20 protein-coding genes are annotated in these 22603 nt (G+C 76.8%); 5 read left to right on the top strand and 15 right to left on the bottom strand.

Annotated elements, in window-relative coordinates; translation table 11 throughout:
• Positions 1 to 19: 19 nt before the first annotated feature.
• From OG618_RS33845 to OG618_RS33830, 4 genes are all read right to left on the bottom strand, one after another.
• A complete protein-coding gene (locus tag OG618_RS33845) occupies positions 20 to 274 on the bottom strand; it encodes a hypothetical protein (protein ID WP_329491443.1) in 255 nt (84 codons plus the stop codon).
• A gap of 132 nt (positions 275 to 406) precedes the next feature.
• The gene (locus OG618_RS33840; protein ID WP_329491442.1) at positions 407 to 709 is read right to left on the bottom strand and encodes a hypothetical protein; all 303 of its coding nucleotides are present in this window, start codon (positions 707 to 709) and stop codon (positions 407 to 409) included.
• 47 nt (positions 710 to 756) lie between these two features.
• Positions 757 to 1644 (bottom strand): carbohydrate kinase family protein, encoded by an 888-nt coding sequence (locus OG618_RS33835; RefSeq protein ID WP_329491441.1) that lies wholly within the window; start codon positions 1642 to 1644, stop codon positions 757 to 759.
• Positions 1645 to 1649: 5 nt separating this feature from the next.
• Positions 1650 to 2576 (bottom strand): pseudouridine-5'-phosphate glycosidase, encoded by a 927-nt coding sequence (locus OG618_RS33830; RefSeq protein ID WP_329491440.1) that lies wholly within the window; start codon positions 2574 to 2576, stop codon positions 1650 to 1652.
• A gap of 115 nt (positions 2577 to 2691) precedes the next feature.
• Here OG618_RS33830 and OG618_RS33825 point away from each other — a divergent pair, with 115 nt between their 5' ends.
• Together OG618_RS33825 and OG618_RS33820 are read left to right on the top strand one after the other, a co-directional pair.
• Positions 2692 to 3594, top strand: a complete 903-nt coding sequence (locus OG618_RS33825) for a LysR substrate-binding domain-containing protein (RefSeq protein WP_329491439.1) — start codon at positions 2692 to 2694, stop codon at positions 3592 to 3594.
• Between the two features lie 275 nt (positions 3595 to 3869).
• Complete coding sequence (locus OG618_RS33820; RefSeq protein WP_329491438.1) at positions 3870 to 4100, top strand: hypothetical protein; 231 nt, start codon at positions 3870 to 3872, stop codon at positions 4098 to 4100.
• An 85-nt stretch (positions 4101 to 4185) separates the two neighbouring features.
• Here the strand turns inward: OG618_RS33820 and OG618_RS33815 are convergent, their stop codons facing one another.
• Complete coding sequence (locus OG618_RS33815) at positions 4186 to 5838, bottom strand: phospholipase (RefSeq protein ID WP_329491437.1); 1653 nt, start codon at positions 5836 to 5838, stop codon at positions 4186 to 4188.
• A 341-nt stretch (positions 5839 to 6179) separates the two neighbouring features.
• On the opposite strand from OG618_RS33815, the gene OG618_RS33810 reads away from it, so the two are divergent.
• Positions 6180 to 7025, top strand: coding sequence for a hypothetical protein (locus tag OG618_RS33810; protein WP_329491436.1), 846 nt, complete (start codon positions 6180 to 6182; stop codon positions 7023 to 7025).
• Positions 7026 to 7117: 92 nt separating this feature from the next.
• Here OG618_RS33810 and pgm read toward each other — a convergent pair whose 3' ends face one another.
• From pgm to OG618_RS33760, 10 genes are all read right to left on the bottom strand, one after another.
• Positions 7118 to 8767 carry a phosphoglucomutase (alpha-D-glucose-1,6-bisphosphate-dependent) gene (gene pgm, locus OG618_RS33805; protein WP_329491435.1) on the bottom strand — a complete coding sequence of 550 codons (1650 nt, stop codon included), beginning with the start codon at positions 8765 to 8767 and terminating at the stop codon, positions 7118 to 7120.
• Between the two features lie 413 nt (positions 8768 to 9180).
• Positions 9181 to 9822 (bottom strand): hypothetical protein, encoded by a 642-nt coding sequence (locus tag OG618_RS33800; protein ID WP_329491434.1) that lies wholly within the window; start codon positions 9820 to 9822, stop codon positions 9181 to 9183.
• A complete protein-coding gene (locus OG618_RS33795) occupies positions 9819 to 11393 on the bottom strand; it encodes a DUF58 domain-containing protein (protein ID WP_329491433.1) in 1575 nt (524 codons plus the stop codon). The genes OG618_RS33800 and OG618_RS33795 overlap by 4 nt, the downstream gene beginning before the upstream one ends.
• Positions 11390 to 12487, bottom strand: coding sequence for an AAA family ATPase (locus tag OG618_RS33790; RefSeq protein WP_329491432.1), 1098 nt, complete (start codon positions 12485 to 12487; stop codon positions 11390 to 11392). The genes OG618_RS33795 and OG618_RS33790 overlap by 4 nt, the downstream gene beginning before the upstream one ends.
• Before the next feature lie 97 nt (positions 12488 to 12584).
• On the bottom strand, positions 12585 to 13202 hold the full coding sequence (locus OG618_RS33785; RefSeq protein ID WP_329491431.1) for a hypothetical protein: 618 nt from the start codon (positions 13200 to 13202) through the stop codon (positions 12585 to 12587).
• Positions 13199 to 14260 carry a DUF4129 domain-containing protein gene (locus OG618_RS33780; RefSeq protein ID WP_329491430.1) on the bottom strand — a complete coding sequence of 354 codons (1062 nt, stop codon included), beginning with the start codon at positions 14258 to 14260 and terminating at the stop codon, positions 13199 to 13201. The genes OG618_RS33785 and OG618_RS33780 overlap by 4 nt, the downstream gene beginning before the upstream one ends.
• Positions 14261 to 14401: 141 nt before the next feature.
• Positions 14402 to 14821 (bottom strand): GNAT family N-acetyltransferase, encoded by a 420-nt coding sequence (locus OG618_RS33775; RefSeq protein WP_329491429.1) that lies wholly within the window; start codon positions 14819 to 14821, stop codon positions 14402 to 14404.
• An 86-nt stretch (positions 14822 to 14907) separates the two neighbouring features.
• Positions 14908 to 15966, bottom strand: coding sequence for a phosphatidylinositol-specific phospholipase C domain-containing protein (locus OG618_RS33770; protein WP_329491427.1), 1059 nt, complete (start codon positions 15964 to 15966; stop codon positions 14908 to 14910).
• A gap of 192 nt (positions 15967 to 16158) precedes the next feature.
• Positions 16159 to 17379, bottom strand: a complete 1221-nt coding sequence (locus OG618_RS33765) for a tetratricopeptide repeat protein (protein ID WP_329491426.1) — start codon at positions 17377 to 17379, stop codon at positions 16159 to 16161.
• Positions 17380 to 17477: 98 nt separating this feature from the next.
• The gene (locus tag OG618_RS33760; protein WP_329491425.1) at positions 17478 to 20993 is read right to left on the bottom strand and encodes a CHAT domain-containing protein; all 3516 of its coding nucleotides are present in this window, start codon (positions 20991 to 20993) and stop codon (positions 17478 to 17480) included.
• A 169-nt stretch (positions 20994 to 21162) separates the two neighbouring features.
• Here OG618_RS33760 and OG618_RS33755 point away from each other — a divergent pair, with 169 nt between their 5' ends.
• Together OG618_RS33755 and OG618_RS33750 are read left to right on the top strand one after the other, a co-directional pair.
• On the top strand, positions 21163 to 21591 hold the full coding sequence (locus OG618_RS33755) for a hypothetical protein (protein WP_329491424.1): 429 nt from the start codon (positions 21163 to 21165) through the stop codon (positions 21589 to 21591).
• Positions 21588 to 22499: a hypothetical protein gene (locus tag OG618_RS33750; RefSeq protein ID WP_329491423.1), complete on the top strand. Its 912-nt coding sequence runs from the start codon at positions 21588 to 21590 to the stop codon at positions 22497 to 22499. The genes OG618_RS33755 and OG618_RS33750 overlap by 4 nt, the downstream gene beginning before the upstream one ends.
• Positions 22500 to 22603 lie beyond the last annotated feature (104 nt).

Below are 22603 nucleotides of genomic sequence, written 5' to 3'. Positions count from 1 at the left end.
GCGGGCCCCGGGCCGGGGGTCAGGACAGGTCGTCGGCCGGGGTCTTCTCGGGCTGGACGGCGCAGACCGCGTTGACGCCGCCCGGGCCGAACAGCAGGGATCCGCCGACCAGGGTGCCCACCACGCCGCGGCAGACGGCGGCCTCCTGGGGCGTCTTCGGGCCTTCGGCGGCCGCCGGGTGGGCGGCCAGCAGCGGAGCGGCGAGCAGCAGGACGGCACCGGCCGCGCGGACGGCGTGGCGGAGCGGCTTCGGCATCGGGCTGAGCAGGAGCATGGGTCGGCCTTTCGGATCGGCGGGGGAGGAGCCATCGCGGATCGGCGATGGACGAGCCATCCCTATCGGACCGGCCGTGCGCGGCGCCGGACTCTGCGCCGTCCGTGGGCGTGTCAGCCCGTGCCCGTCCGCTCAGCGCTCGTCCGGGTAGCCCCACTCGACGGCCGGGCGGGCGTGCGGCGCGACCTTCCCGACGGCCTCGGTGACGGCGCGCTCGAACGCCGGCCGCCAGGCGTAGAAGCGGGTGATGACCAGCGGGTACTCGCTCTCGCCCGAGACGATGAACTCCCCGTCCAGCTCGCCCACGCCGATCCGCACCTCGTCGTCGATCCGCTCGTCCCGCAGCACGGCGGCGAGGGCGTGCACCACCTCCCACGCCTGCTCCCGGCCGGTGAGGCCGTCGACGAAGAGGGCGAGTTCTATGTTGACCGACACGGGGGGAATGGTATCCGGGCCGCCCCCGCCGACCGGCGGCGGGCGGGTCAGCGGGGGCCGAAGGACGCCCCGGGCGAGGCCAGCACCCTGGCGGCGCAGCGGTGGCCGCGCTCGGTGGCCTCGCGCAGGCCGACCTCGGCCAGGAAGCCGGCCAGGAAGCCCGCGGCGAACGCGTCGCCGGCGCCGGTGAGGTCGCGGACCTCGCCGACCGGCGGGACGGGGACCGCGAAGGGGGCCCGCCCGGGCGCGTCCACGGTGGTCGCCGCCGCGCCGGCCTTGGTGACCACCGTGGTGCCCGCCAGCCGGGCCCGCTCCGGGCCGGGCCGGCCCTCCACCAGAAGCCCGAGGAGAGCGGCCTCCTCCTGGTTGGCGAACAGCAGGGTGGGCGTCAACTCGGCGGCCAGGGCGAGGAAGCGCTCCCGGCCGAAGCCGGCGAGCATGCCGGTCGAGGAGGCGTCGAGCGAGGTGGTGCCGCCCGCCCGGCGCACCCGCCGCAGGGCGTCGGCCGCCGCGCTCCCGACCGGCTCCCCGTCGAAGGAGTAGGCGGGCACGTGCAGGTGGGTCAGACCGGCGAGCCACTCGTCCGGCACGGTGTCCAGCAGGGTGGCCGCGCCCCGGTCGGGGAGCATCGTCCGCTCCCCGGCGTCGTCGACGAGGACGACGATGCTGCCCGTCTGCCCCCGCCTGACGACCCGTACGTCGACGCCGTGGCCCGCCAGTTCGGCGACCAGAGCGTCCCCCGCCGGGTCGTCGCCGACGCAGCCGAGGAACCGTGCGGGCCACTGCCCGGCGGCGAATCCCGCGACGTTCGCCGCGCTGCCGCCGCGCCGCCGGAAGACCCTGGCCGTGGAGTCGGTGCCGTGCCGCAGCGGCCCGTCGACCCAGACGACGACGTCCTCGACGAGGTCGCCGAGTACCCCGAGCACCTCGATCACCGGCGCTACTCCCCGCCCCGCAGCGCCGCCAGCGCGGTGGCGATCCGGCCGCCGAGTCGGACGTTGCCCCGGTAGACCGCGACGTTGACGTCCAGGCTGCGGCCCTGCGTGTCGCGCTGGATGAAGTCGAGCAGGAACGGCGTCGAGGCGTTGCCGGTGATGCCCCGGCGCTCGGCCTCGGCCCAGGCCCTGGTCAGCAGCGCGTCGAGCTCCTGGGGCGGCAACTGCTCGGCCGGGTCCACCGGGTTGGCGATCAGCACGGCCTGGGGCAGCTCCAGCCCGTCCCGGGCCGCGATGATCCGCGCGGCCTCCTCCGGGGAGTCCACCCGGTAGGCGATCTCGTGCCCGGAGTCGGTGACGTAGAAGCCGGGGTACCGGCGCGTCCGGTAGCCGATGACGGGGATGTTGAGCGTCTCGAAGCGCTCCAGGGTGGCCCGGATGTCCAGGATCGACTTCACGCCCGCGCTGATCACGGTGACGGGCGTGGCGGCCAGCGTGGTGAGGTCGGCGGACTCGTCGAAGCTCTCGGCCGCGCCGAAGTGCACGCCGCCCAGCCCGCCGGTGGAGAAGACCCGGATCCCCGCCCGGTGGGCGAGGAAGGCGGTGGCCGCGACGGTCGTCCCGCCGTGCCGGCCCAGCGCGGCGACCACCGGCAGGTCGCGCAGGCTCGCCTTGTCCAGGTCGTCCGACTCGGACAGTTCCTTGATCTGGTCCGGGCCGAGTCCCACGGTGGGCACCCCGGCGAAGACGCCGATCGTCGCCGGGACGACCCCGGCGGCTCGCAACCGATCCTCCGCCTCCAGCGCGACCTCCAGGTTGCGGGGCCGCGGAAGGCCGTGCGTGAAGATGGTCGACTCCAGGGCGACGACGGGCGCGCCGTCGGCGACGGCCCGGGCGACGTCGTCGGAGATCCGGATGGGCAGTCCGCTCATGGGAGGCACGAACTCTCTCTGGGGTGCCACCACGCTGTGGCAGTTCCGGTCAGCCTAGGGACGGTTCGCATCGGGATCCAGAAGGAGTACCGGGCCTTCCCATAGGGTTTCGACTATGGGATTCACCTTGCGTCAGCTCGAAGTCTTCCTCGCGGTCGCCGACGGTCTGCACTTCGGCCGCGCCGCCGAGCGCCTGCACATCTCGCAGCCGACGGTCAGTCAGGAGGTCGCCCGGCTGGAGCGGGCGGTCGGCGTCGAGCTCTTCGACCGCAGCCGCCGGGCCGTCGTCCTCACCCCGGCGGGCGAGGTGATGGCCGACGAGAGCGCCCGGCTCCTCGGCCAGGCCGCCGCCCTGCTCGCCCGGGTCCGGCTGCACGAGGAGGCGCGGACGGGCACCGCCCGGATCGTCGCCTCCCCCAGCGTGATGAACCGGCTGCTGCCCGCCGTGGTCAGCCGGGCCGAGCGCGAACTGCCCGCGCTGGACACCGCGGAGCTCGCCGTCGACACCGGCCGCGTCTCCTCGACGCTGGCCGCCGAGCTGGCCGACATCGGCCTGGGCCGCTTCCTCGACGAGGTGCCCGGCTACCGGCGGGAGACCCTCGCCGACGAGCCCGTCCGGGTCGCGCTGGGCCGCGACCACCCGCTGGCCGGGCGCGACGCCGTCCGGCTGTCCGAGCTGCGGGACCTCCCGCTGCTGCTCTGGCCCCGCGAGCAGCACCCGCGCTACTACGACCACGTCCTCGGACTCTGCTCCGAGCACGGCGTGGAGCCGCCGGTCCTGGTGAGCCCGCCGCGCATCGTCGGCTCACGGCTCTACCTGCTCTCCCAGAACCGGGCGTTCTCGCTCGTCCCCCGCTCGATGACCGGTCACCTCACCGAGGAGGTGGTCACCGTCCCGCTCGCCGGCCGGGCCACCCTGCCGCTGGAGATGCAGTGGCGGCTCGACGACGGCCGGCCCCGGCTGGCGGCGCTGCGCGAGCTGATCCGCCAGGAGGCGGGCACGCTCCAGAGCGACTGACCTCCAGGACGGCTGAGCTCCAGGACGGCTGAGCTCCAGGGCGGCTGAGGAGAGCCGCCGGCCGCCGCTCGCGCCACCGTCGCGCCAGCGCACGCGCCACCGCGTGCGCCACGGCGGGCCGGGTACGGGGGAGGCGCGTGCCGAATCGTTCGCCACCAGGGAGGGGAAACCGGCCAGAACCGGCCGGGTGGCCGGAATGTTGCATCCATGTGAACCGGTTCCGCAGACTCTCGCACCATGCCGCCCGCCGCACCGCCCTGACCTGTACCGCTCTGGTGCACGGGGGCCGAGCCCTGGCCGCGGCCGTCGAACGCCTCGACCGCCGGGCCATCGCCCTCCTGCTCGGGCTGGTCCGCCCGGTCACCGCCCGGCTGACCGCCCTGCTGCGCCGCGCGGTGGCCGCCAACTGCGGCGACGCGCTGAACCGGCACCTCCCCTGCCGCGGCCGGGAGCCCGTCCAGGACCGGTGGACCGAGGGCGCGCCCGGGCACCGGGACGCCGGCTGACCGCCCGGGGCCGGGGCCACCCGCCGGCGGGGCGGGGGCGGGCGGGCGCGAACCGACCGTCAGGTGTGGTCCTGGGGTCCGAGGATCAAGCCCGGCAGAGCCCGGTCGTCCAGTCGACGGTCGCGGCGGCCTGCGAGTACGTCCACTCCGGCGCCAGCAGGTCGCGGTCCAGCTGGGCCGCCGCGCCCTTGTCCTCGACCACGTAGCCGAAGTCCTGCAGCCAGGCCGGGTAGAGGTTCTTCGACCCGACGTAGAAGGCCGAGCCGTCGACCGCGACCAGCTTGTGGTGCAGCGCGTACGGGTGCCCGTCCGCCCAGGTGGCGGTCGGCGCGGCGCGGAAGGACGCGAGCTGGAGGTTGCCGCAGAGCGCGGCGCCCGCCTTCGCCGGGTCGCCGGTCAGCCGGGTCAGCCGGGCCCGCAGCACGTCGGAGACCTCGGAGAGCGACTTGATCTGCGAGTAGCCCCCGCTGCCGACCGCGCCCCGGTTCGCCGGGTCGCTGACCACGATCCGCACCTTGACCCCGGCCACCAGCTTGGCGGCCAGCAGGTCGTAGAGCCGGGCGTCGTAGCGCGGCAGCGGCGGGCAGGTGCCGTTCATGTCCTGCTGGGAGATCTCGATGTGGCTGCTCGCACTGCCGACGAGCGCGCGCAGGGCGTTCTCCTCGGGATTGACCGTCTCGTAGTCGCGGTCGGCGTTGGTGTTGTCGTGCAGGGCCAGCGGACCGCACTGGGTCTCGGACACCCCGGCGACCGGGGCGGGCCGGTAGGCCGAGGCGGGGTCCGCGGCCTTGACGCCGACACCCAGGCCGCCGACGGCGATCACCGGAACGCTGCCGGTGGCGGGCGCGGCGGGGTTGGTGTCCCGCTCCATCGAGGGCCGGCAGGCACCGCCGTCGGAGGAGGCGAACCACGCGTTGTCGAACAGGCCGGTGCGGCCGCAGGTCCACGCCCACAGGGTGTCCAGGTAGCGCGCGGCCGAGGTGGCGGCCGGGCCGGTCAGGGCGAGGTCGACGTCCGAGACGGGGTGCGCGGTGTCCAGGTAGTCGTCCTTCCACCCGTTGATGCCACCGGCGATCACGCTCCGGCCGTCGACCACCAGCAGCTTGGAGTGGTTCCAGGAGAACGCCGTGCGGGAGGTGGTCATCGAGGCGACGTTCAGCGTCACCGAGCCGGCCGCGGGGCCGAGCCTGGCCAGCAGCTCGTCGCGGTAGCGGGAGGGGAGGACGTTGGCGTTGTAGAGCGGCGCCGCGCCCACCAGGATCCGCACCTGGGGGCGGTGGCCGGCCGCGACCGAGGCCTTGAGCCCCGCCACCAGCGCGTCCTGGAAGCCGCCGTTGGGGAACGGCGCGAGGGTGGAGACGTCGACCGTCCGGGTGGCCGAGGCGACGTCCGCCTGCATCCTGGCCAGCAGCGCACGGGTGCCCCGGCGGTCGGCGCAGCCGGCGTCACCCCAGCAGCCGGGCGTCTGGAGCAGCCAGCCGGCCGGATCGTCGGCGGTGCCGGCCAGCGCGTTGCCCTCGGTGCGCTCCCAGACCGAGCCCTCCAGACCGGGTGACACCTCGCGCAGCGCACGCTCGACGGCGTCGAGGTGGGCCGTCCCGCCGTCGGCGGTGGCACCCTCGGCGGGGGCCGCGAGGGCCGACGGAGGCGGGACGGCGGCGAACAGGGTGGTGGCTGCGGCGACGGCCAGGGCCGAGCGGACGAGGCGGCCGGACCGGCGGGACCAGGGGAGGCGCACGTGAGGTTCCTTCAGGGAGCGGCGGGTGGTTCACCCGCGGGACACCCTGAGATTACCGAAAAGTAACTTGCTGTCGAATCTGCGCATGACAACCAGTCACCGGGCCGGAAACAGACCCGCCGGTCGACCCCCGCCGATCGGCCGACACATCGTCAGGCGCATGTGTGACGGTACGTCGATCAGCGGTGTCACGCGGCGGGACGCGCTCGCGGGACGCGGCGGGCCGACCGTCCGTCCCGGTCGCACCGGGGCACGTCCGGGCGGGTGACGGCGGCGGCGATCCGGCCCCCGCGACCGGCGAGCCGGGTGCCCGCCCGGCCCCGGATCCGTAGCGTCGGCCCATGCTCCTCGGCCTGCTGGCGGCGCTCCTGGCCGCCCTCCTCACCGGCTCGGCCACCGTCCTCCAGGCGGTGGGCGCGCGCCGCGCCGCGGTGGGCCACCACGCGGGCGAGGCCGCCGCGCTCGCCGGGGCGTTCCGCCAGTGGCCGTTCCTGGTGGGTGTCGGAATGGACATGCTCGGGTTCGCCGCCGAGCTGGTCGCGCTGGAGCGGCTGCCGCTCTACGAGGTCGAGGCCGCCCTGGCCTCCGCCCTCGCCGTCACCGCCGTGGGGGCGTCCCGGGTGCTGCGGATCCGGCTGCGGCGCAGCGAGTGGATCGGGGTGGCCTCGGTCTGCGCCGGGCTCTGCGTCCTCGCGCTCACCGCCGGACACGACGGCCGCGGGTCCGGCGACCAGCCGCTGCGCCTCGGCGTGCTGCTCGTCTCGGTCGCCCTGACAGCCGTGGGGTGGGCGGTGGTCCACCTGGCCGGGGCGCGGCGCGCCCCGCTGCTCGGCCTGGTGGCCGGTCTGCAGTTCGGGGTGGTGGGCGTCGCGGTCCGGGTCCTGCCGGGGGCACGGCTGCCGGAGCTGTTCGGCGAACCCTCGGCGTACGCGATCGCCGTCGCCGGGCTGGGCGGCTTCACCGCGCTCACCTGGGCCATGCAGAGCGGGTCGGTCACCGCCGCGACGGCGGCGATGGTGCTCGGCGAGACCCTGGGCCCCGCGATCGTCGGGGTGCTGCTGCTCGGCGACCACACCCGTCACGACGCGACGCCGCTCGCCGTCGCCGGGTTCGCCGCCGCGGTCCTGGGCGCACTGACCCTGGCGCGCTTCGGTGACGCCGAGCAACCCGCCACCGCCGGGCCCTGAGCCCCGGACGGGCCGCCGGCTCCCCGCGGCGCCGGGCCGGGGCCCGGCGCCGCGAAGCGGCAGGTGCGGAACGGCAGGTGCGGAGCGGGAGGTCAGGCCGCCGGGCCCGCGAGGACCTCGTTGACCAGTTCGCGCGCCTCGGCCTGGACCCGGGCGAGGTGGTCGGCGCCGTGGAAGGACTCGGCGTAGATCTTGTAGACGTCCTCGGTGCCCGAGGGGCGGGCCGCGAACCAGGCGTTCTCGGTGCAGACCTTGATCCCGCCGATCGCGGCGCCGTTGCCGGGCGCCTCGGTGAGGACGGCGGTGACCGCCTCGCCCGCCAGGTCGCCGGCGCGGACCTGCTCCGGCGACAGCCGGGCCAGCAGCGCCTTCTGCTCGCGGTCGGCCGGGGCGTCCACCCGGGCGTAGGCGGGGGCGCCGAAACGGTCGGTGAGGTCGCGGTAGTACTCGCTGGGCGTGCGGCCGGTCACCGCGGTGATCTCCGAGGCCAGCAGGGCCAGCAGGATGCCGTCCTTGTCGGTGGTCCACACCCCGCCGTCGCGGCGCAGGAACGACGCCCCGGCCGACTCCTCCCCGCCGAACGCGATCGAGCCCTCCAGCAGCCCGTCGACGAACCACTTGAAGCCGACCGGCACCTCGACGAGGTCCCGCTTGAGGTCGGCGGCGACCCGGTCCAGCATCGAGGAGGACACCAGCGTCTTGCCCACCGCCGCGTCCACCGGCCAGTCGGCGCGGTGGCGGTACAGGTAGTCGACGGCGACGGCCAGGTAGTGGTTCGGGTTCATCAGGCCGCCGTCCGGCGTCACGATGCCGTGGCGGTCGGCGTCCGCGTCGTTGCCGGTGGCGATCGCGAACCGGTCCCGGCGCTCGATCAGCGAGGCCATCGCGGCCGGCGAGGAGCAGTCCATCCGGATCTTGCCGTCCCAGTCCAGCGTCATGAACCGCCAGGTCGGGTCGGTGACCGGGTTGACGACGGTCAGGTCCAGCCGGTGCGTCTCGGCGATCCGGCCCCAGTAGGCGACCGACGCCCCGCCCAGCGGGTCGGCGCCGATCCGCAGGCCCGCCGCCCGCACCGCGTCGAGGTCCAGCACCGAGACCAGGTCCTCGGTGTAGGCGGTGAGGTAGTCGTGGCGGCCGGTGGTCGCGGCGGCCAGGGCACGGGCGTAGGGCACCCGCTTGACGCCCCGCAGGCCGTCCCGGATCAGGGCGTTGGCGCGGTCCTGGATCCAGCCGGTGGCCTCCGAACCGGCCGGACCGCCGCTCGGCGGGTTGTACTTGAACCCGCCGTCGCGCGGCGGGTTGTGGGAGGGCGTCACCACGATGCCGTCGGCCAGCGCCTGCGGGTGGCGCCGGTTGTGGGCCAGGATCGCGTGCGAGACGGCCGGGGTGGGGGTGTAGCCGTCGGAGCTGTCCAGCAGGACGGTGACGCCGTTGGCCGCCAGCACCTCGACAGCGGTCGCCCGGGCCGGCTCGGACAGGGCGTGGGTGTCCGCGCCGAGGAAGAGCGGGCCGGTGGTCCCCTGGGCCACCCGGTACTCGCAGATCGCCTGCGTGGTGGCGGCGATGTGGTCCTCGTTGAACGCGGCGTCCAGCGAGGAGCCGCGGTGCCCCGAGGTGCCGAACGCCACCCGCTGGCCCGGCTCCTCCGGGTCCGGGTGCAGCGTGTAGTACGCCGTCACCAACCGTGCCACGTCCACCAGGTCGTCCGGCTGCGCCTGCTGCCCGGCCCGTGCGTGTGCCATCGTCTCTCCCACAGTGTTCCTCGCCGTGCGCCGGCCGCGCGGCCCGGCGCATCCTTCTGCCCCGTGCTCACCGATCGTAGCCAGCGCGCGACCTTCGGCCCACACGGGGCGACCCCCGGGCACCGGAGCATCCGGCACGAGCGGCGCCCGGCGGGGCGAGTCGGGGGGCGCACGACCGGGGCGCGCACGGCGACGGCGGAACACCCCGGCACCGGGCGACCGGCGACCCCGGGCACCGGAGCACCCCGCGCGAGCGGCGCCGGCGGGGCGAGTCGGGGAGGCGGCGCAGCCCGGCCCGGGCCGGTGCCCGGAGCGCCGCACACGGCCACCCGGCTCGGTCCCGGGGCGCGCACGGCGACGGCGGAACACCCCGGCACCGGGCGACCGGCGACCCGGCGCGGGCCCGCGGGCGCTCAGTCGCCGGGGTGCGGCTCCGTCGGCCGTGCCCGGGGGCCGGGCCGGGGTCGGAGCGCCTGGGTGACGCCCCAGGCCGCGGCCGCCAGGCCGGCCAGGGCGATCGGGCGCGACCACTCCCCCGCGCCGGTCGACGCGAGGGCGACGGACAGGACCAGGCCGGACGCGGCGAGGGCGGCCAGTGCGTGCACGGGCCGGACGCGGTCGCGCTGCGGGCCGAGGACGTCGACCAGCAGCAGGTAGCCGATCAGGAGCGCGGCCACCGCCGCGATGTCGCCGAACGGGGGCTCGCCCAGCGCGGCCAGCAGCACGCTCCCGGCCGCCAGCACGGTGCTGCGCGACGCGGCGAGCCGACCGGGCCAGCTGTGCGGGCGGCGCGGCGGCTCGTCCAGCGGCGGGGCGGCCCAGAGGGCGAAGACCGCGGCGACGACCGCGGCGACCGGGCCGAACCGGTCCACCGCGCCGTCGACGGTGCCGCCGACCCCGGCGGCGGTGAGCGCCAGCGCGACGCCGGTGCAGCGCAGCGCGGCCCGCTCGGCCCACCCGACCCACCGGGCGGCGGGCGCGATCCCAGGCTCGGCAGCGACCGAATCAGCGACCGCGGTCGGGGCGGCGGTCGGGGTGTCGTCGACGGTGGTCATCGGGCTCCTCCCCCGATCCGGCGGCGCAGCAGTGGCGCGAGCGCCAGGTCGAGCGCCTCGCCCGGGGTGTAGCGGGCCACCGGGATGCCGCGGGCGCGCAGCGCCGAGCGCATCGCCTCGCGTTCGGCGTGCCAGAGCCGCAGGGCCACCGCGCCGATCTCGTCACCGGGCTCCACCGCCGGTTCGCCGGCCGGGACCTCCACCACGACCAGCGGGTTGCCGCGGTCGCGGACCTGGCCGAGCACGTCCAGGATGCGCTGGTCGGCGAGGGAGGTGAAGGCGTACACCAGCGCGTGGCCGGGCAGCGCCGCCGCCGGGAGCCGGGGCACCAGGGGGCCGCGGTGGCCCCGGTCCTGACGGACCTCCAGCACGCTCTCCACCATCCGGTAGAAGTGCCGGTCCCCGCTGCCCGCGGCGAGCCAGCGCAGCTTCCCGCCGACCGCGATCAGGCCGACCCGGTCGTGCCGGCGCAGGTAGGCGCGGGTCAGACCGCCGGCCGCGCGCAGCGTCTCGTCGAGGCTGGACCGGCCGGTGGCCGCGTCCAGGAAGTCGGCCAGCGTGTCCAGCAGGACGACCGCGTCGGCGGCCCGCTCCGCCGCGAACTGGTTGATCTGGACGGCGTCGCGGCGGGTGGTCGACGGCCAGTGGATGCGCCGCTGGCGCTCACCGGGCACGTGCGGGCGCACTCCGACGACCTCGACGCCGGTGCCCTCGTGCGCGGTGGTGTGCTCGCCGAGTCGTTCGGGCAGCCGTACCGGGATCGGGGTGAGTCGGGCCGCGCTCGGTACCGGGAAGACGTCCACCGTGCCGAGGTCGGTGCGCACCGTCCGGCGGGCCAGACCGCCGGCGTCGTAGACGTCGATGTCGACGCTGCCCAGGGTCCAGCGGCCCCAGCGTTCGGCTCGGAGCACCAGGTCGACCTCGGTGGCGCCGACGGTCACCGCCGTCAGGGCGACGCCGGGGCCGAGGGCGACGGCCGGGTCGAGCCGGCCGATCCGTCCGTCGTGGCGGACGGTGACCCGTACGGTGATCGGCTCGCCCTCCAGGCAGCGGCTCGGCTCGACGCTGTTCTCGGCGGCCAGCCGGGACGGCCGGCCGGTGCCCGGGGCCGCCAGGGCGAGCAGGACGGCCGGGCCGGCGGCCAGCGCGAGCAGCCAGGCGTGGCCGGTGGCCAGCGCGGCGACAGCCGCGACGGTGGCGACGGTGAGCAGGCGCAGGGTCCGCTCGCCGGGGCGCCAGTGCGGGGAGGGCGGGGTGCTCGGCAGGCCGGCCGCGGTGGCCCGGGCGCTGCGGGCGACCAGGCGCGCGGCGGCCTGCTCCGGGCCCCGGGTGGCAGTCCGCCGGGCGGTGTCCGGGCCGGTGCGCGGGCCGGCGCCCAGGCCGGACCGCGTACCGGTCGGCCCTCCGGTCCGGGCGGTCCGGGCCGGGCGGCCGCGGGTGGGGCGCGCACCGGGGCCGGCGGCCGGGCCGGCGAGCCGCCGTACCGGGCGCCCGCCGGGTCCCGCGCTCTGGGCGGCGAGCCGGCGGGCCTGCTGCCCGGGCCGGTCGGCGGCGGAGGGCTCGGGGTTCACCGGGCGGCGTCCGGGGCGTCCACCGGGCCGCTCCCCGGCCCACCGCCCGCGCGCGGCAGGGTCTGCGGCGCCGGGACGGCGGCGACCAGGTGCGCCAGCACGTCGTCCGCCTCGACCTGGCGCACCCACAACTCCGGGGTCAGGGTGATGCGGTGGGCCAGGGCCGGAACGGCGAGCGCCTTGACGTCCTCCGGGGTCAGGTAGTCGCGGCCCTCCAGCATCGCGCGGGCCCGGGCCAGCTGGACCAGGGCGAGACCGCCCCGGGGCGAGGCGCCGACCTGGATCTGCGGGTCGTTGCGGGTGGCGTGGACCAGCGCGATCACATAGTCGACCAGGTCGTCGTCGACCTCGACCCGCTCCAACGCCGCCCGCATGGCGAGGAGTTCGGCCGGACTACTGACCGTCTCCAGGACCGGCTCCGGCACCGCGCGGTCCAGCCGGGCCCGGAGCATGGAGGCCTCCAGACCGGTGGTGAGGTAGCCCATCCGCACCCGGAGCAGGAAGCGGTCGAGCTGCGCCTCCGGCAGCGAGTAGGTGCCCTCGTACTCGATCGGGTTGGCGGTGGCGATCACCACGAACGGCTGCGGCAGCCGGCGGGTGGCGCCGTCGACGGAGACCTGGCCCTCGGCCATCGCCTCCAGCAGCGCGGCCTGGGTCTTCGGCGGGGTGCGGTTGATCTCGTCGGCCAGCAGGAGCTGGGTGAAGAGCGGCCCGGGGCGGAAGACCATCTCGCCGCTGCGCCGGTCGTAGAACGGCGCTCCGGTGACGTCCGAGGGCAGCAGGTCGGGGGTGAACTGGATCCGGCGGAAGTCCAGGCCGAGGGTGGTGGCGAAGGAGCGGGCCAGCAGGGTCTTGCCGAGCCCGGGGAGGTCCTCGATCAGCACGTGGCCGCCGGCCAGCACCCCCAGCATCACCAGCCGGAGGGCCTCGGGCTTGCCGACCACGGCGCGTTCGATCTCCTCGACCACCGCGCGGGCGCGGCGGCCGGCCTCCTGCGGCGTCAGCACCTGGGCCTCGGCCGGACGCCCCGGGGACTGCTCGGCCACCGGGGCGTGCTCGGTGTCCGGGACGGGGGCCTGGGGAACGGCGGTCATGGTTCTCCTGAAGGGCGGCGTCGGCCGGCCAACTACCGGGTCCGGCGGGGGTGCGGGGAAACGGCGGGTGCTGGGCGTCCCTCGGGGACGGCGCCGGCTACCCGGACTTCGACGGCCTGGGGCCGGGCGGCTGGAGGGATTCGAGCCGGTCGACGAGGGCGAGCAGGACGGGGCCCGGGAGGGCCGCGTCCGGGTCCGCGGCGTCCGGGTCGATCCACGGCCACAGCCGGGGACCGATCAGTTCGGCGGCCCGGGCGCGGTCGGTGTCGAGCGAGACGCCGTGGGTCTCGGACAGGCGCGCCGCGAAGAGCCGCCGGAGCCGGCCGCGCAAGGGCCGGGCGTCGCCGTTCGGGTCGAGGCCCTGACGGACGGTCCAGCGCCAGTCGCCGAGGCCCGGCTCCCGGGAGTCCATCACGCGCTGCCGGTCGCGCAGGCCGATGTCGAGGAAGCCCGCACCGGCCACGTACCGGCCGGCGACCAGCCCGGTGGCGGTCAGCAGGACGGCTCCGGCGGCGGCCGCGGGCGCGCCGCCGACCAGCGCGAACAGGACCTCGGCCAGTACGGCGGCCACTGTCAGCTCGATCAGGCTGTGCCGGACCGAGCCGGGTGCGGCGAGCTCGCCACCGGCCCGGCCCTTCGGGTCCACGGCTGCGGGGGCGGGGGCGGCGGAGGAGCCGGCAGGGTCGGCCTGTCGCCCGTTCCGGCGGGCGCTCATCGGTGGCCTCCGGTACCGGCCGACCCGGCTGCGGCGGCTGCCCCGGCTGCCCCCGCCGTCGCGGGCTCCGGTGGTGGCCCGGCCCGGTCAGCCAGTCGCTCGGCGAGCGCGTCGAGGGCCGACCGCGCCCGGCGCACATGGGTCTCGTCCATCGGGTGGGTGGAGTACCGGGCCTCCCGGAACAGCGCGGTGAGCGCCCGCGCGTGGACGGGGTCGACGCGGTCGTCGGTCACCGCACGCTCCAGCAGTTCGGTCGGGCTCTCGGGAGCCCGGCGGGACAGTCCGGAGGCCGCCAGCGAGGCCTCCATCGCGGCGTAGCAGGCGATCACCGCCGCCCGCGCGTCGGCGCCGGTGAGGGCGCGCCGGGCGGTGTCGACCGCGGCGGCCAGGGCGTCCTCACCTCGGGCCGGCGCGGCGGGCAGTCGCGCCGGCGGCGGCCGCCGGGCGATCCGCAGCCGCCGCAGCAGCAGGACGGCGACCACCACCACGACGACCACCAGGGCGACGGCGAGCGCGCCGAACACCACGGGGATCACCGTCGAGAGCCAGCTCTTGCCGGACACCGGGTCGGGCCAGACCGGCGGCGGCGACGCCGGGGGCGGGGTGAAGTCCGGCACCGGCGGCAGCGACGGCGGATCGACCGAGTCCTTGACCGCCCGCCCGTGGAAGACGAACAGCAGCACCGGCACCGCGGCGGCGGCCCCGGGCAGCAGGACCGCGGTGGCCTCCCGCAGGCGCTCCGCCCACGGCGTCGGCCCGTCGAGGTGGCGGACCTCCGCGCGAAAGCGCAGCGCGAAGCGGCCGATGACGAACAGCCAGCCGAGCACGAGCAGCAGGACGAGTCCGAGGGCCTCCACCGGCACCGTGGCGGCGGGCGCACCGAGCAGACCGCCGTCCGGCCGCAGGGCCGAGGCCGCGAGGAGCAGGCCCACGAGGGCGACCAGGACGCCCACGGTCCGGCCGGCCGACCCGCCCGCGCGGTCGGTGTCGCCCGCGCGGTCGTCCGGGCCGCTTCGCCCGTCGTGGCGGGGCCCGCTCGGCTGCAGTTCGTCGTCCACGCGGCCGTCCCCCGGTTCCCCCGCAGCGCGGTCGGCTCCGCGCGAGGATGCAGCGTCGCACACCAACTGTCGTATTGTCACCCCGCGTCGCGGGCCACCGAGGCCTCCGCACCCGGGCGGCCGCCGACCCCGGGAACGGGCTCAGACCAGGCGGTGCATGCCCACCGAGTGCGGGGCGGTCTCCCGGAAGCCGTACCGGGCGTAGAGCCGGCGGGCGTCACCGTCGGCGATCAGCGAGACGTAGGCGCCCGCCGGGGCCCGGCTCTCCAGTTCGGCGGTCAGCAGGGCCATGATCCGCCCGCCGAGGCCGCGGCCCTGGTGCTCGGGCAGGACGCAGACGTCGGCGATCTGGAAGACGGACCCGCCGTCGCCCACGATCCGGCCCATCCCGACCACCCGGCCGTCCAGGTGCACCGTCACCCCGTGCCAGGTGTGGGGGAGCCCGGCCGCCACCGCCGCGGCGGGCCGGTCGCTCATCCCCGCACCGGTCCGCAGCCGTCGGAAGGTGTCCACGTCCGGCACACCGGCCCGCAGCTCGTAATGGTCACTCGCGCTAGTCATGCATTACACAATAAGCCACCGCCGCCCCTCCCGGCGGAACGCGCGGGTCGGGACGGCGGGCGGGACGGCGGTGGCGGGACGGGCCGTCAGCCCCGCGTCAGGGCGAGCGACTGCACGGCGGGGAGCTTGCGCCAGTCGCTGGAGACGATGCTCGCGTGCGCCCGGGCGAGCTGCTCGGTACGGCCGCGGGCCTGGTCGGCGGTGGGGTCGGTGGCACTGATCGCGGGTGCGACGTTCTGCGCGTCGGTCATCGTCAGCAGGTAGTGCCGGCTGTCGTACCAGGCGGTGTCGATGCCGCCCAGGTAGGCGGCGGCGTCACCGTCGAAGACCACGAACCAGGGGCGGATCGCCGTCTCCGGGTACTTGGCGCGGGGATCGCCGGCCGCGGCGCCGTGCACGGCCGGGAACACCTGGGCGTCGCCGATCCGCCCGGCCGCGGCCAGGTCGCGCAGGTGACGCCCGTACTCGACGTCGGTGTGCAGGGTGTCGAAGGGGTTGCCCTCCTCCAGCGATCCGGGGATCACGTACACCAGCACCCGCCCGGCGAGCGAGGCCCTGGTCGGCCAGTTGCCGGCCCGGACCGCGTCGTCCGCCGTGGCGTACGAGCCGCCGCCCGGCCTGGCGAGCAGGTCGGCCGGGCGCAGCACGGCGGAGCCCAGGTGGCCGGCGATCAGGGAGTCGAGCTGGGCGGGGCCCATGCCGCGGTTGGCGGCGAACCCGGCCTTGAGCTCCAGCTTGACCACCAGCGGGCCGGCGCCGGGGTGGGCGCCGAGCCAGACCCGGACGTCGTCCAGGCAGGTCTCCAGGTTCTTGTTGGCACCGCCGGTGTAGAGCTGGGCGGGCGTGCTCGCGCTGACGCAGTTGTTGGCGTTGCCGAGCGGGTTGGAGTGGCTGACCTTCCACTCCTTGGTCACGGTGTCCGTCCAGGCGTCCAGCTCGATCATGCCGGTGCCGGTGTCCAGGCCCTGGGCGAGGTAGCCGAACGCGGCCGGGTCGTAGGTGTTGTGCAGCCCGACGGTGGTGGCCGAGCCGAACGGGAGCTCGCCGGGGCCGCTCGCGGCGGCCGACTGCACCGGGAGGAGGGCGGCGGCCGCGGCGAGCAGACCGGTGACGATGGTGCCGGCGAGGGCGCGGCGTGCGGTCACGATGACTTGTCCCCTTGTCAGAACGCGGTCGGCGGTCGCTTCCGCCGTTCGGAAGGATGCCGCGGCTGAGCATCCCTCATGTGAAGGGGACACAACAACACCATGACGGGGGCGGGACGATCCCGCGGCGCCGCCGACGGTGACCGGCGGGAAGCGGGAAGCGGTCAGCGGTCAGCGGTCAGCGGTCAGCGGTCAGCGCAGGTTCTCGCGCAACCAGTCCAGTTGCTCCCGGACGACCTGCACACGGGGGTGGCCCGGGCCGTGGATCCGGCTGTAGTCGGCGGCGCAGCGCGTCAGCAGGCCGGCCGCCTCGGCGAGGAGGCCGGCGTCGATCAGGACGTTGGCCAGGTTCTCCCGGGAGCTCACCGTGACGGGGTGACCGTCCCCGTGCAGGGCGATCCGCCGGGCCAGGATGTCCCGCAGGAGGGGGACGGCCTCCTGGTAGCGCGCCATGCCGTGCAGAACGGCGGCCAGGTTGTTGCGGGCGGAGAGGGTGTCGTCGGCGTTCGGCCCGGCGAGCGACTCCCAGGAGGCCGCCACCGCCCGCAGTTGCGGCTCCGCCTCGGCGTGCCGGCCCAGCCGCACCAGGGCGGCGGCGAGGTTGCTGCGGGCCGCCACGGTGCGCTCGTGGTCACGCCCGTAGCGCTGTTCGAGCCGGGGTACCAGGGCCCGCAGGGACCGCTCGGCCGCCCGGTGGCGGCCGCTGTTGATCAAGGCGGCCGCGTGCCGGTTGACGGCGGACAGCACCTCGGGGTGGTCCGCGCCCAGCAGCCTGGTCCGGCGGTCCAGCGTGTCGCGCAGCAGCGGTTCGGCCTCCGCGGAGCGGCGCAGGGACTCCAGAGCGGCGGCCAGCCCGTCGGCGCTGTGCAGGGTGTCCGGGTGGTCCCGGCCGAGTGTCTTCGCCCTGGCGCGGAAGTTCGCCTGCCAGAGCGACTCGGCCTGCTGGACCCGGCCGAGGTGGTGCAGCAGGTCCGCCAGCTCCGCGTCGGTCCGCAGGGTCTCCTCGTGGCGGGCGCCGAGCACCGCGCGCTGGGTGCCCGCGACGTACTCGTAGAGCTCGACCGCGCGGTCGTCGCCGCCCGGGGTGTGCGTCAGGACCCGGGCGTACTCCCGCAGGAGGATCAGGGTCTCGGGGTGGTCGGCGCCCAGCTTCTCGATGGCCGCGTTCGCCCGCCACTCGGCCACCTCCACCGGCTGGACGCGGACCCGGGCGATCTCCTGCTCCGGCCGGCCCTCCGTCACCTCGGTGACGGTGATGGTGGCCCCGGGCGGCTGCCAGCGCGGCTCCCGGAGCCCGTCGGCGGCGGCCGGCCCGTCCTCGGCGCCCTCGCCGGGCGGTCCCGACGGCGCGGGGCCGCCCGTGCCGTCGGCCCGCGCGGCACGCTCGGCCCGCCTGCGCCACCATCCGCTCATCGGTGGTCCTCCTTCGTCGTCTCGTCGTCTCGTCGTCTCGTCGTCTCGTCGTCTCGTCGTCTCGTCGTCTCGTCGTCTCGTCATCGCGGTCCGGCCGGTCAGGCGCCGGCGTGCACATGGGCGGCCCAGAGGCCGGGACTGGTGGCGAACGCCGTCCGGCACTGCCGGACGGCGTGGTGGAGCGCCTCGGCCGTCCGGTCGGTGTCCAGCCCCGGCGCCCCGGCGGGCCGGCCGGCCCGCAGGCCCTGGTAGAGCAGCCTGGTCATCCGCAGCGCCAGCAGGTCGTGCACCGGCCAGAGGGTGCCGACGGCATGGGCGTACCCGGCGAGCTGGAAGGCGGAGGTGATGTGGATCGCCTCGTCGGCCAGGTCCGCGGCGCCCCGGGCCGTCTCGCAGGCCGAGAGGACGGCGAGCCGGGCCGCGGGCAGGTCCAGCCGGGCGATCCGGCGGACCGTCAGCGCCGCCGTCCGGTGGTCGTGGACGAGGAGGCGGGCGTTGGACGGGTCCCGCGGCTCGCTGACGCCGTGGCAGGCGAAGTGCACGTGGGAGTGGCGGGGCAGCGCTTCGAGGACGCGTGCCAGGGTGGCCTCCTCGCCGATCAGCGGCTCGGTGGGCAGCAGCCCGCGGAGCAGCTCGACCTCGCGCCGGGCGCCGGTGAGCGGGCGGGCCCCCGGGGTCTCGGGCAGCGCCACCGCGAGCAGGCCGTCGGCGGCCGGGGGGCCGCCGGGCGCGGACCCGCCCGCCGACGGTCCGCCCATCGACGGTCCGGCCGGGCCCGGTCCGGTCGGTTCCGGTCCGGTCTCCCGGGTGCGGGCGTACGCGAGCGCGCGGACGGTCGGGGTGTAGGAGGAGACCACCCGGTCGAGCACGGTGCGGGGCCTCCCGTCGGGCGCCGCCTCGGGCCGGCCCGCTCCGCCGTCGTGGCCCGTCGCGTCCCCGTGGTGGCCCGCCGCGTGCAGCGGCAGGGCGGAGAGCGCGCCGCCCGGCGACCACCAGACCCGGGGCCACCGGCCGTCCGCCGCCGCCCCGGACAGGCCGAGCCGGTCGAGCACCGGTCCGGTGACGTGGTCCCAGGTCCAGCGGAGCACCTCGCCGATCGCCACCTGGGCCGCCCGGTCGGTCGCCGGGTCGGCCGCCGCCGCCAGCGCCGCCTCCAGCCGGCGGACCTGCTCGTCCACCGCCTCCGGAGTGGCCCCGGGCAGCGGGACCAGCAGGACCTGACCCGACCACAGGACCAGTGCGTCGCTGCGGTACCCGCTGCAGTAGGCGAGCACCACCGGCCCGCGCCGGGAGACCGCCGCCAGGAGGTCCGGGGAGGGCGGGGAGAAGAAGTCCGCGAAGCCCGGCAGGGCGCGGATCTCCGTCACCAGCTGCTGGAACCGCGCCGCCAGGGTGTGCCGCAGGTGGCTGCCGGTGGTGCCGGACAGCCCCGGCGCCCCGTCGGCCGGGTCGGCGGCGTCCAGGGCGGCGGGGGCTTCCAGGGCGTCGGCGTCGATCCGCTCGATCCGCTCGATCAGCTCGCGGAACCGCTCGGCGGCCGCGGGATGGGCGCGGCGCAGCCGGCCCAGGCCGTCGCGGGTGGCGATGGTGCGGCCCAGCAGGACGCCCCGGCCCTGTTCCAGCAGCTGGACGGCGAGGACGAGGTCCCCGGCCTGAACGGCGCAGGCGGCGGCCTCGGCGGCCAGCCCGTGCACCCGGGAGAGGCTGCGCTCCTGGTCACCGCGGGCCAGCCGGCCCGAGGCGGCGAACGGCAGCAGCCGTACGGCCAGCTCGTAGCCGTGCAGGGCCTCCTCCCACCGTTCGCCGGTCGCCGCCGCGGCGCCCCACTCCCAGGCGGCCAGGACCCGGCCGTGGGCCGGCATCGCCTCGGTCCGCGCGGCCCGCCGGTAGGCGTCCTCGGCGGCCCGCAGCACGCCCGGGTCGCCGTCCCGGTGGTGGAGGATCAGCAGGGTGTCGGCGTAGTACCGCAGGTAGCCGCCGTGCGCCGCGGTGCCCTCGGCGTCGGCCCAGACGGCCCGGCCGAGGTCGCTCACCGCCGCTTCCAGCGCCGCCCCGTCCCCGGTCGTGCGGTACTGGTCGAGCCGGGCGTTGCCGAGATTGGAGAGCACCAGGGCGAGCCGGGGGTCGCCGTACGGGCTCTCCTCGACGGCGCGTTCCAGCAGGGCGACGGCCTCGTCCAGGTCCGCCCGGTCGCCGGTCGCGTCGAACCGGGCCCGCAGCGCGTTGGCGAGGTGGTTCAGCCGGTCGCCCAGGGCCGGGCTGCCGGGCCGGGTCAGCGCGAGGGCCTCGCGGGCCGTCGCGATCGCCTCGTCGGCCACCGCCGGCTCGCCGGTCGCACCGTGCCGGCTCTGCAGCACCACACCGAGGTTGGCCAGCCGGTCGACCCGGTCGGCGGGCCGGACCGGTCCCTCGTCGACGGCCCGGCGGGCCAGCTCGGCCGCCTCCCGGAAGGCCTGCGGGTCGTCGGTCTGGAACCCGCGCTCCCGCAGGGTGACGGCGAGGTTGGCGAGGATCTCGCCGAAGGTCTTCGTGCCGGGCCGCTCCCCGGCGAGCGCCTCGCGCAGCACCTCGACGGCCTCGTCGAGGAGTTCCACGTCACCGGTCCACTGCGCCAGCCGGTGCAGCGCGTTGCCGAGGCTGTTCAGCCGGTGCGGGCGCCGGGTGGCGTCGCGCTCCGCCACGGCCGCGGCGCGGCGCAGCAGGTCGACGGACTCCCGCAGCACCGCCAGGTCGCCGGTGGCCTCGGCGGCCAGCCGCAGGGCCACCCCGAGCCCGGCCAGGCAGCCGCCGTGGCCCGGCTGCCCGGCCGGCGTCGCGGCCAGCGAGGCCCGGTTCACCCGGAGCATCTCCTCGCGGTCGCCCGGGTCACCGGTGAGGGCGTACCAGGTCCGCAGGCCCTGGGCCAGGTTGTGCAGCGCCGGCAGCCGGCCTTCGTGGCCCGCCGGGACCACGGCCGGCACCTCGCGCCACAGCCCCAGCGCCTCCTCCAGAGCCTCGGTGTCGCCGGTGAGTTCATAGCCGGAGTGCAGCACCTCGGCGAGACCGAGCAGCAGGGCGACGAGGTCGTCGGGGTCGGACGGCAGGCCGTCCAGCGCCCGCCGGTAGGCACTCTCGGCCCGGGTCAGGTCCTGCTCGCGGCCGGCGGCCCGGTAGCGCTCGGACAGTGCCGCGCCGAGGCCGGCCAGCGCCTCCCCCACGGTGGGCGGCTGCTGCGGCAGGCCGGCCGCGCGGGCGAACATCGCCACCGCGCCGTCCAGATCCGCCGGCCGGTGGTCGAGGTCGAACCTGGTCCGGTACCCGAGGGCGAGCAGCCGGACGTCCTGGGCCGCGGGCGGCTCGGCCGCCGCGCGTTCGACCCCGAGCTCGATCAGGGCGTCCAGGTCCCGCCGGTCGCCGAGCAGTTGCCAGCGCACCAGGAGCGCCACCAGGAGGTTGCCCGCCCGGACGGGCCGGGCCGGGTCGCCCGGCGGCGCCGTGCGCAGGTACTTCCGGGTCGTCCGGACCGCCCGGTCCAGCGCCGCCCGGTCGCCCGTTCCGAGGTGGTGCAGCAGGAGTTCGGCGGCCGGATCCGCCCCGCCTCCCGTCACCGAAAGCCGCGCCTGCGAGACGATCACCCCCGGGCGCTCCGTCGCGCCGATCGGCCGGTCCGCTCCAACTCCCCGCCTCGGCGGGTGGAATCGCTCCATATCCTAGCGAACGTACCGTCAGAAGGCCGTCGTTATACTGATCCACGATCCGCGACGACGATCCACGATCCGCGGACGACGCCATGAAGGGGGCCGGGTGGTCGAGACGGCGAGCCGCGAGCCGGACGGTCCGACGGCCGGGCACGCGCGGTTGGGGGAGTTCTGCCGGCGGCTGACCTCCGCACCCGACTCGCTCGACCTCGGCCCGGCGGGGCACCGCCTGGTGGAACACCTCACCGCTGAGCTGCGGGCCGGCCGACCGGCGGCGGAACTCGACGACGTGTTCGACGAGTTGGAGGAGCTGCTGCTGATGGCCGGGCACAGCGCCGGGCTCGGCTCCTTCCGCACGACCCCCGGCCCCGGCCCCGCCTACCGCGCCCTGCCGGTCTCCGGCCCGGGCCACCCGCCGCTGCACGTCCTGGCCTGCCCGCACGGACACTGCGGCCGGGTGGAGGTGCCGGACGCCGCGCAGGCGTCGCAGTGCCGGGTGTTCGGACAGCCGCTGCGGGCGGTCGGACTCCGGTGACCAGCGCCTTCCTCGGCGCGCTGGGCGGCCGGATCGCCGAACGCTGGGTCGCGCTGCTCGCCCTCCCCGGCCTGCTCTACCTCGCCGCCCTGACCACCGCCGGCGTCCTCGGCCAGCGCCACTGGGGCGACCTCGGCCGGCTCCGCTCACGACTCGACGACCTGGCCGCCGCGCCCGGCTCGCACAGCGCCGCCGTGATCGCCGTCGTCGCCCTGGCCGTCCTGGTCGGCGCGGCCGCGATCGGGGCGGCCGCCCAGGCGCTGGGCACCGGGGTGGAACTGCTCTGGTGCGCCGAGGCGCGCGGCCCGCTGCTGCGCCGCCTCGCCGACCGGCGGCTGCGCCGCTGGCGCACGGCGGACGAGGCCTACCGGTCGGCCCTGCTGGCGGCGGGCCGCGCCCGGATCGCCGGCGCGGCCGACGCCGACGACCTGGCCGACACCGCGGAGCTCCGCTACGCCGAACGCAACCGCGTCGCGGCGGCCCGCCCGCGCCATCCGTTCCGCACCGGGGACCGGCTGGCCGCCCCCGGCCAACGCCTCTGGCGCGCCTACCGCCTGGACCTCGCGGCCGCCTGGCCCCATCTGTGGCTGCTCGCCGCCGACGGCACCCGCGCGGAGCTGCACACCGCCCGCCTCCAGCTGGGCGCCGCCGCCCGGCTCTGTGCCTGGGGCATCGGGTACCTGTTGCTGGGCCTCTGGTGGTGGCCGGCCGCACCGGCGGGCGCGGCCGCCGTCGGCCTCGGCCTGCGCCGGGGGCGGGACGCCGCGGTGGCGTTCGCCGACCTCACCGAGGCACTCGCCGACCTGCACGTCCGCGAACTGGCGCAGTCCCAGGGCATCGACTGCCCCGACGGCTTCGACCGCGCGGCGGGCGAACGCCTCTCCCGGGCCCTGGCCAAAGTGGACTGACCGCCCGCCGAGGCCCCGCACCGCCGCCCGGCAGCCGGCACCGGGCTCCGGCGGCGCTCCACCGGCGCTCCACCGGCGCCCCGGCCGGTGGCGGCGGCCGGGAG

This window comes from Kitasatospora sp. NBC_01246 (assembly GCF_036226505.1).
In the GTDB taxonomy this organism is placed as follows: Bacteria; Actinomycetota; Actinomycetes; order Streptomycetales; family Streptomycetaceae; genus Kitasatospora.
The sequence above is the reverse complement of the archived record's forward strand: the minus strand, read 5'-3'. Positions and strand labels throughout refer to the sequence as shown.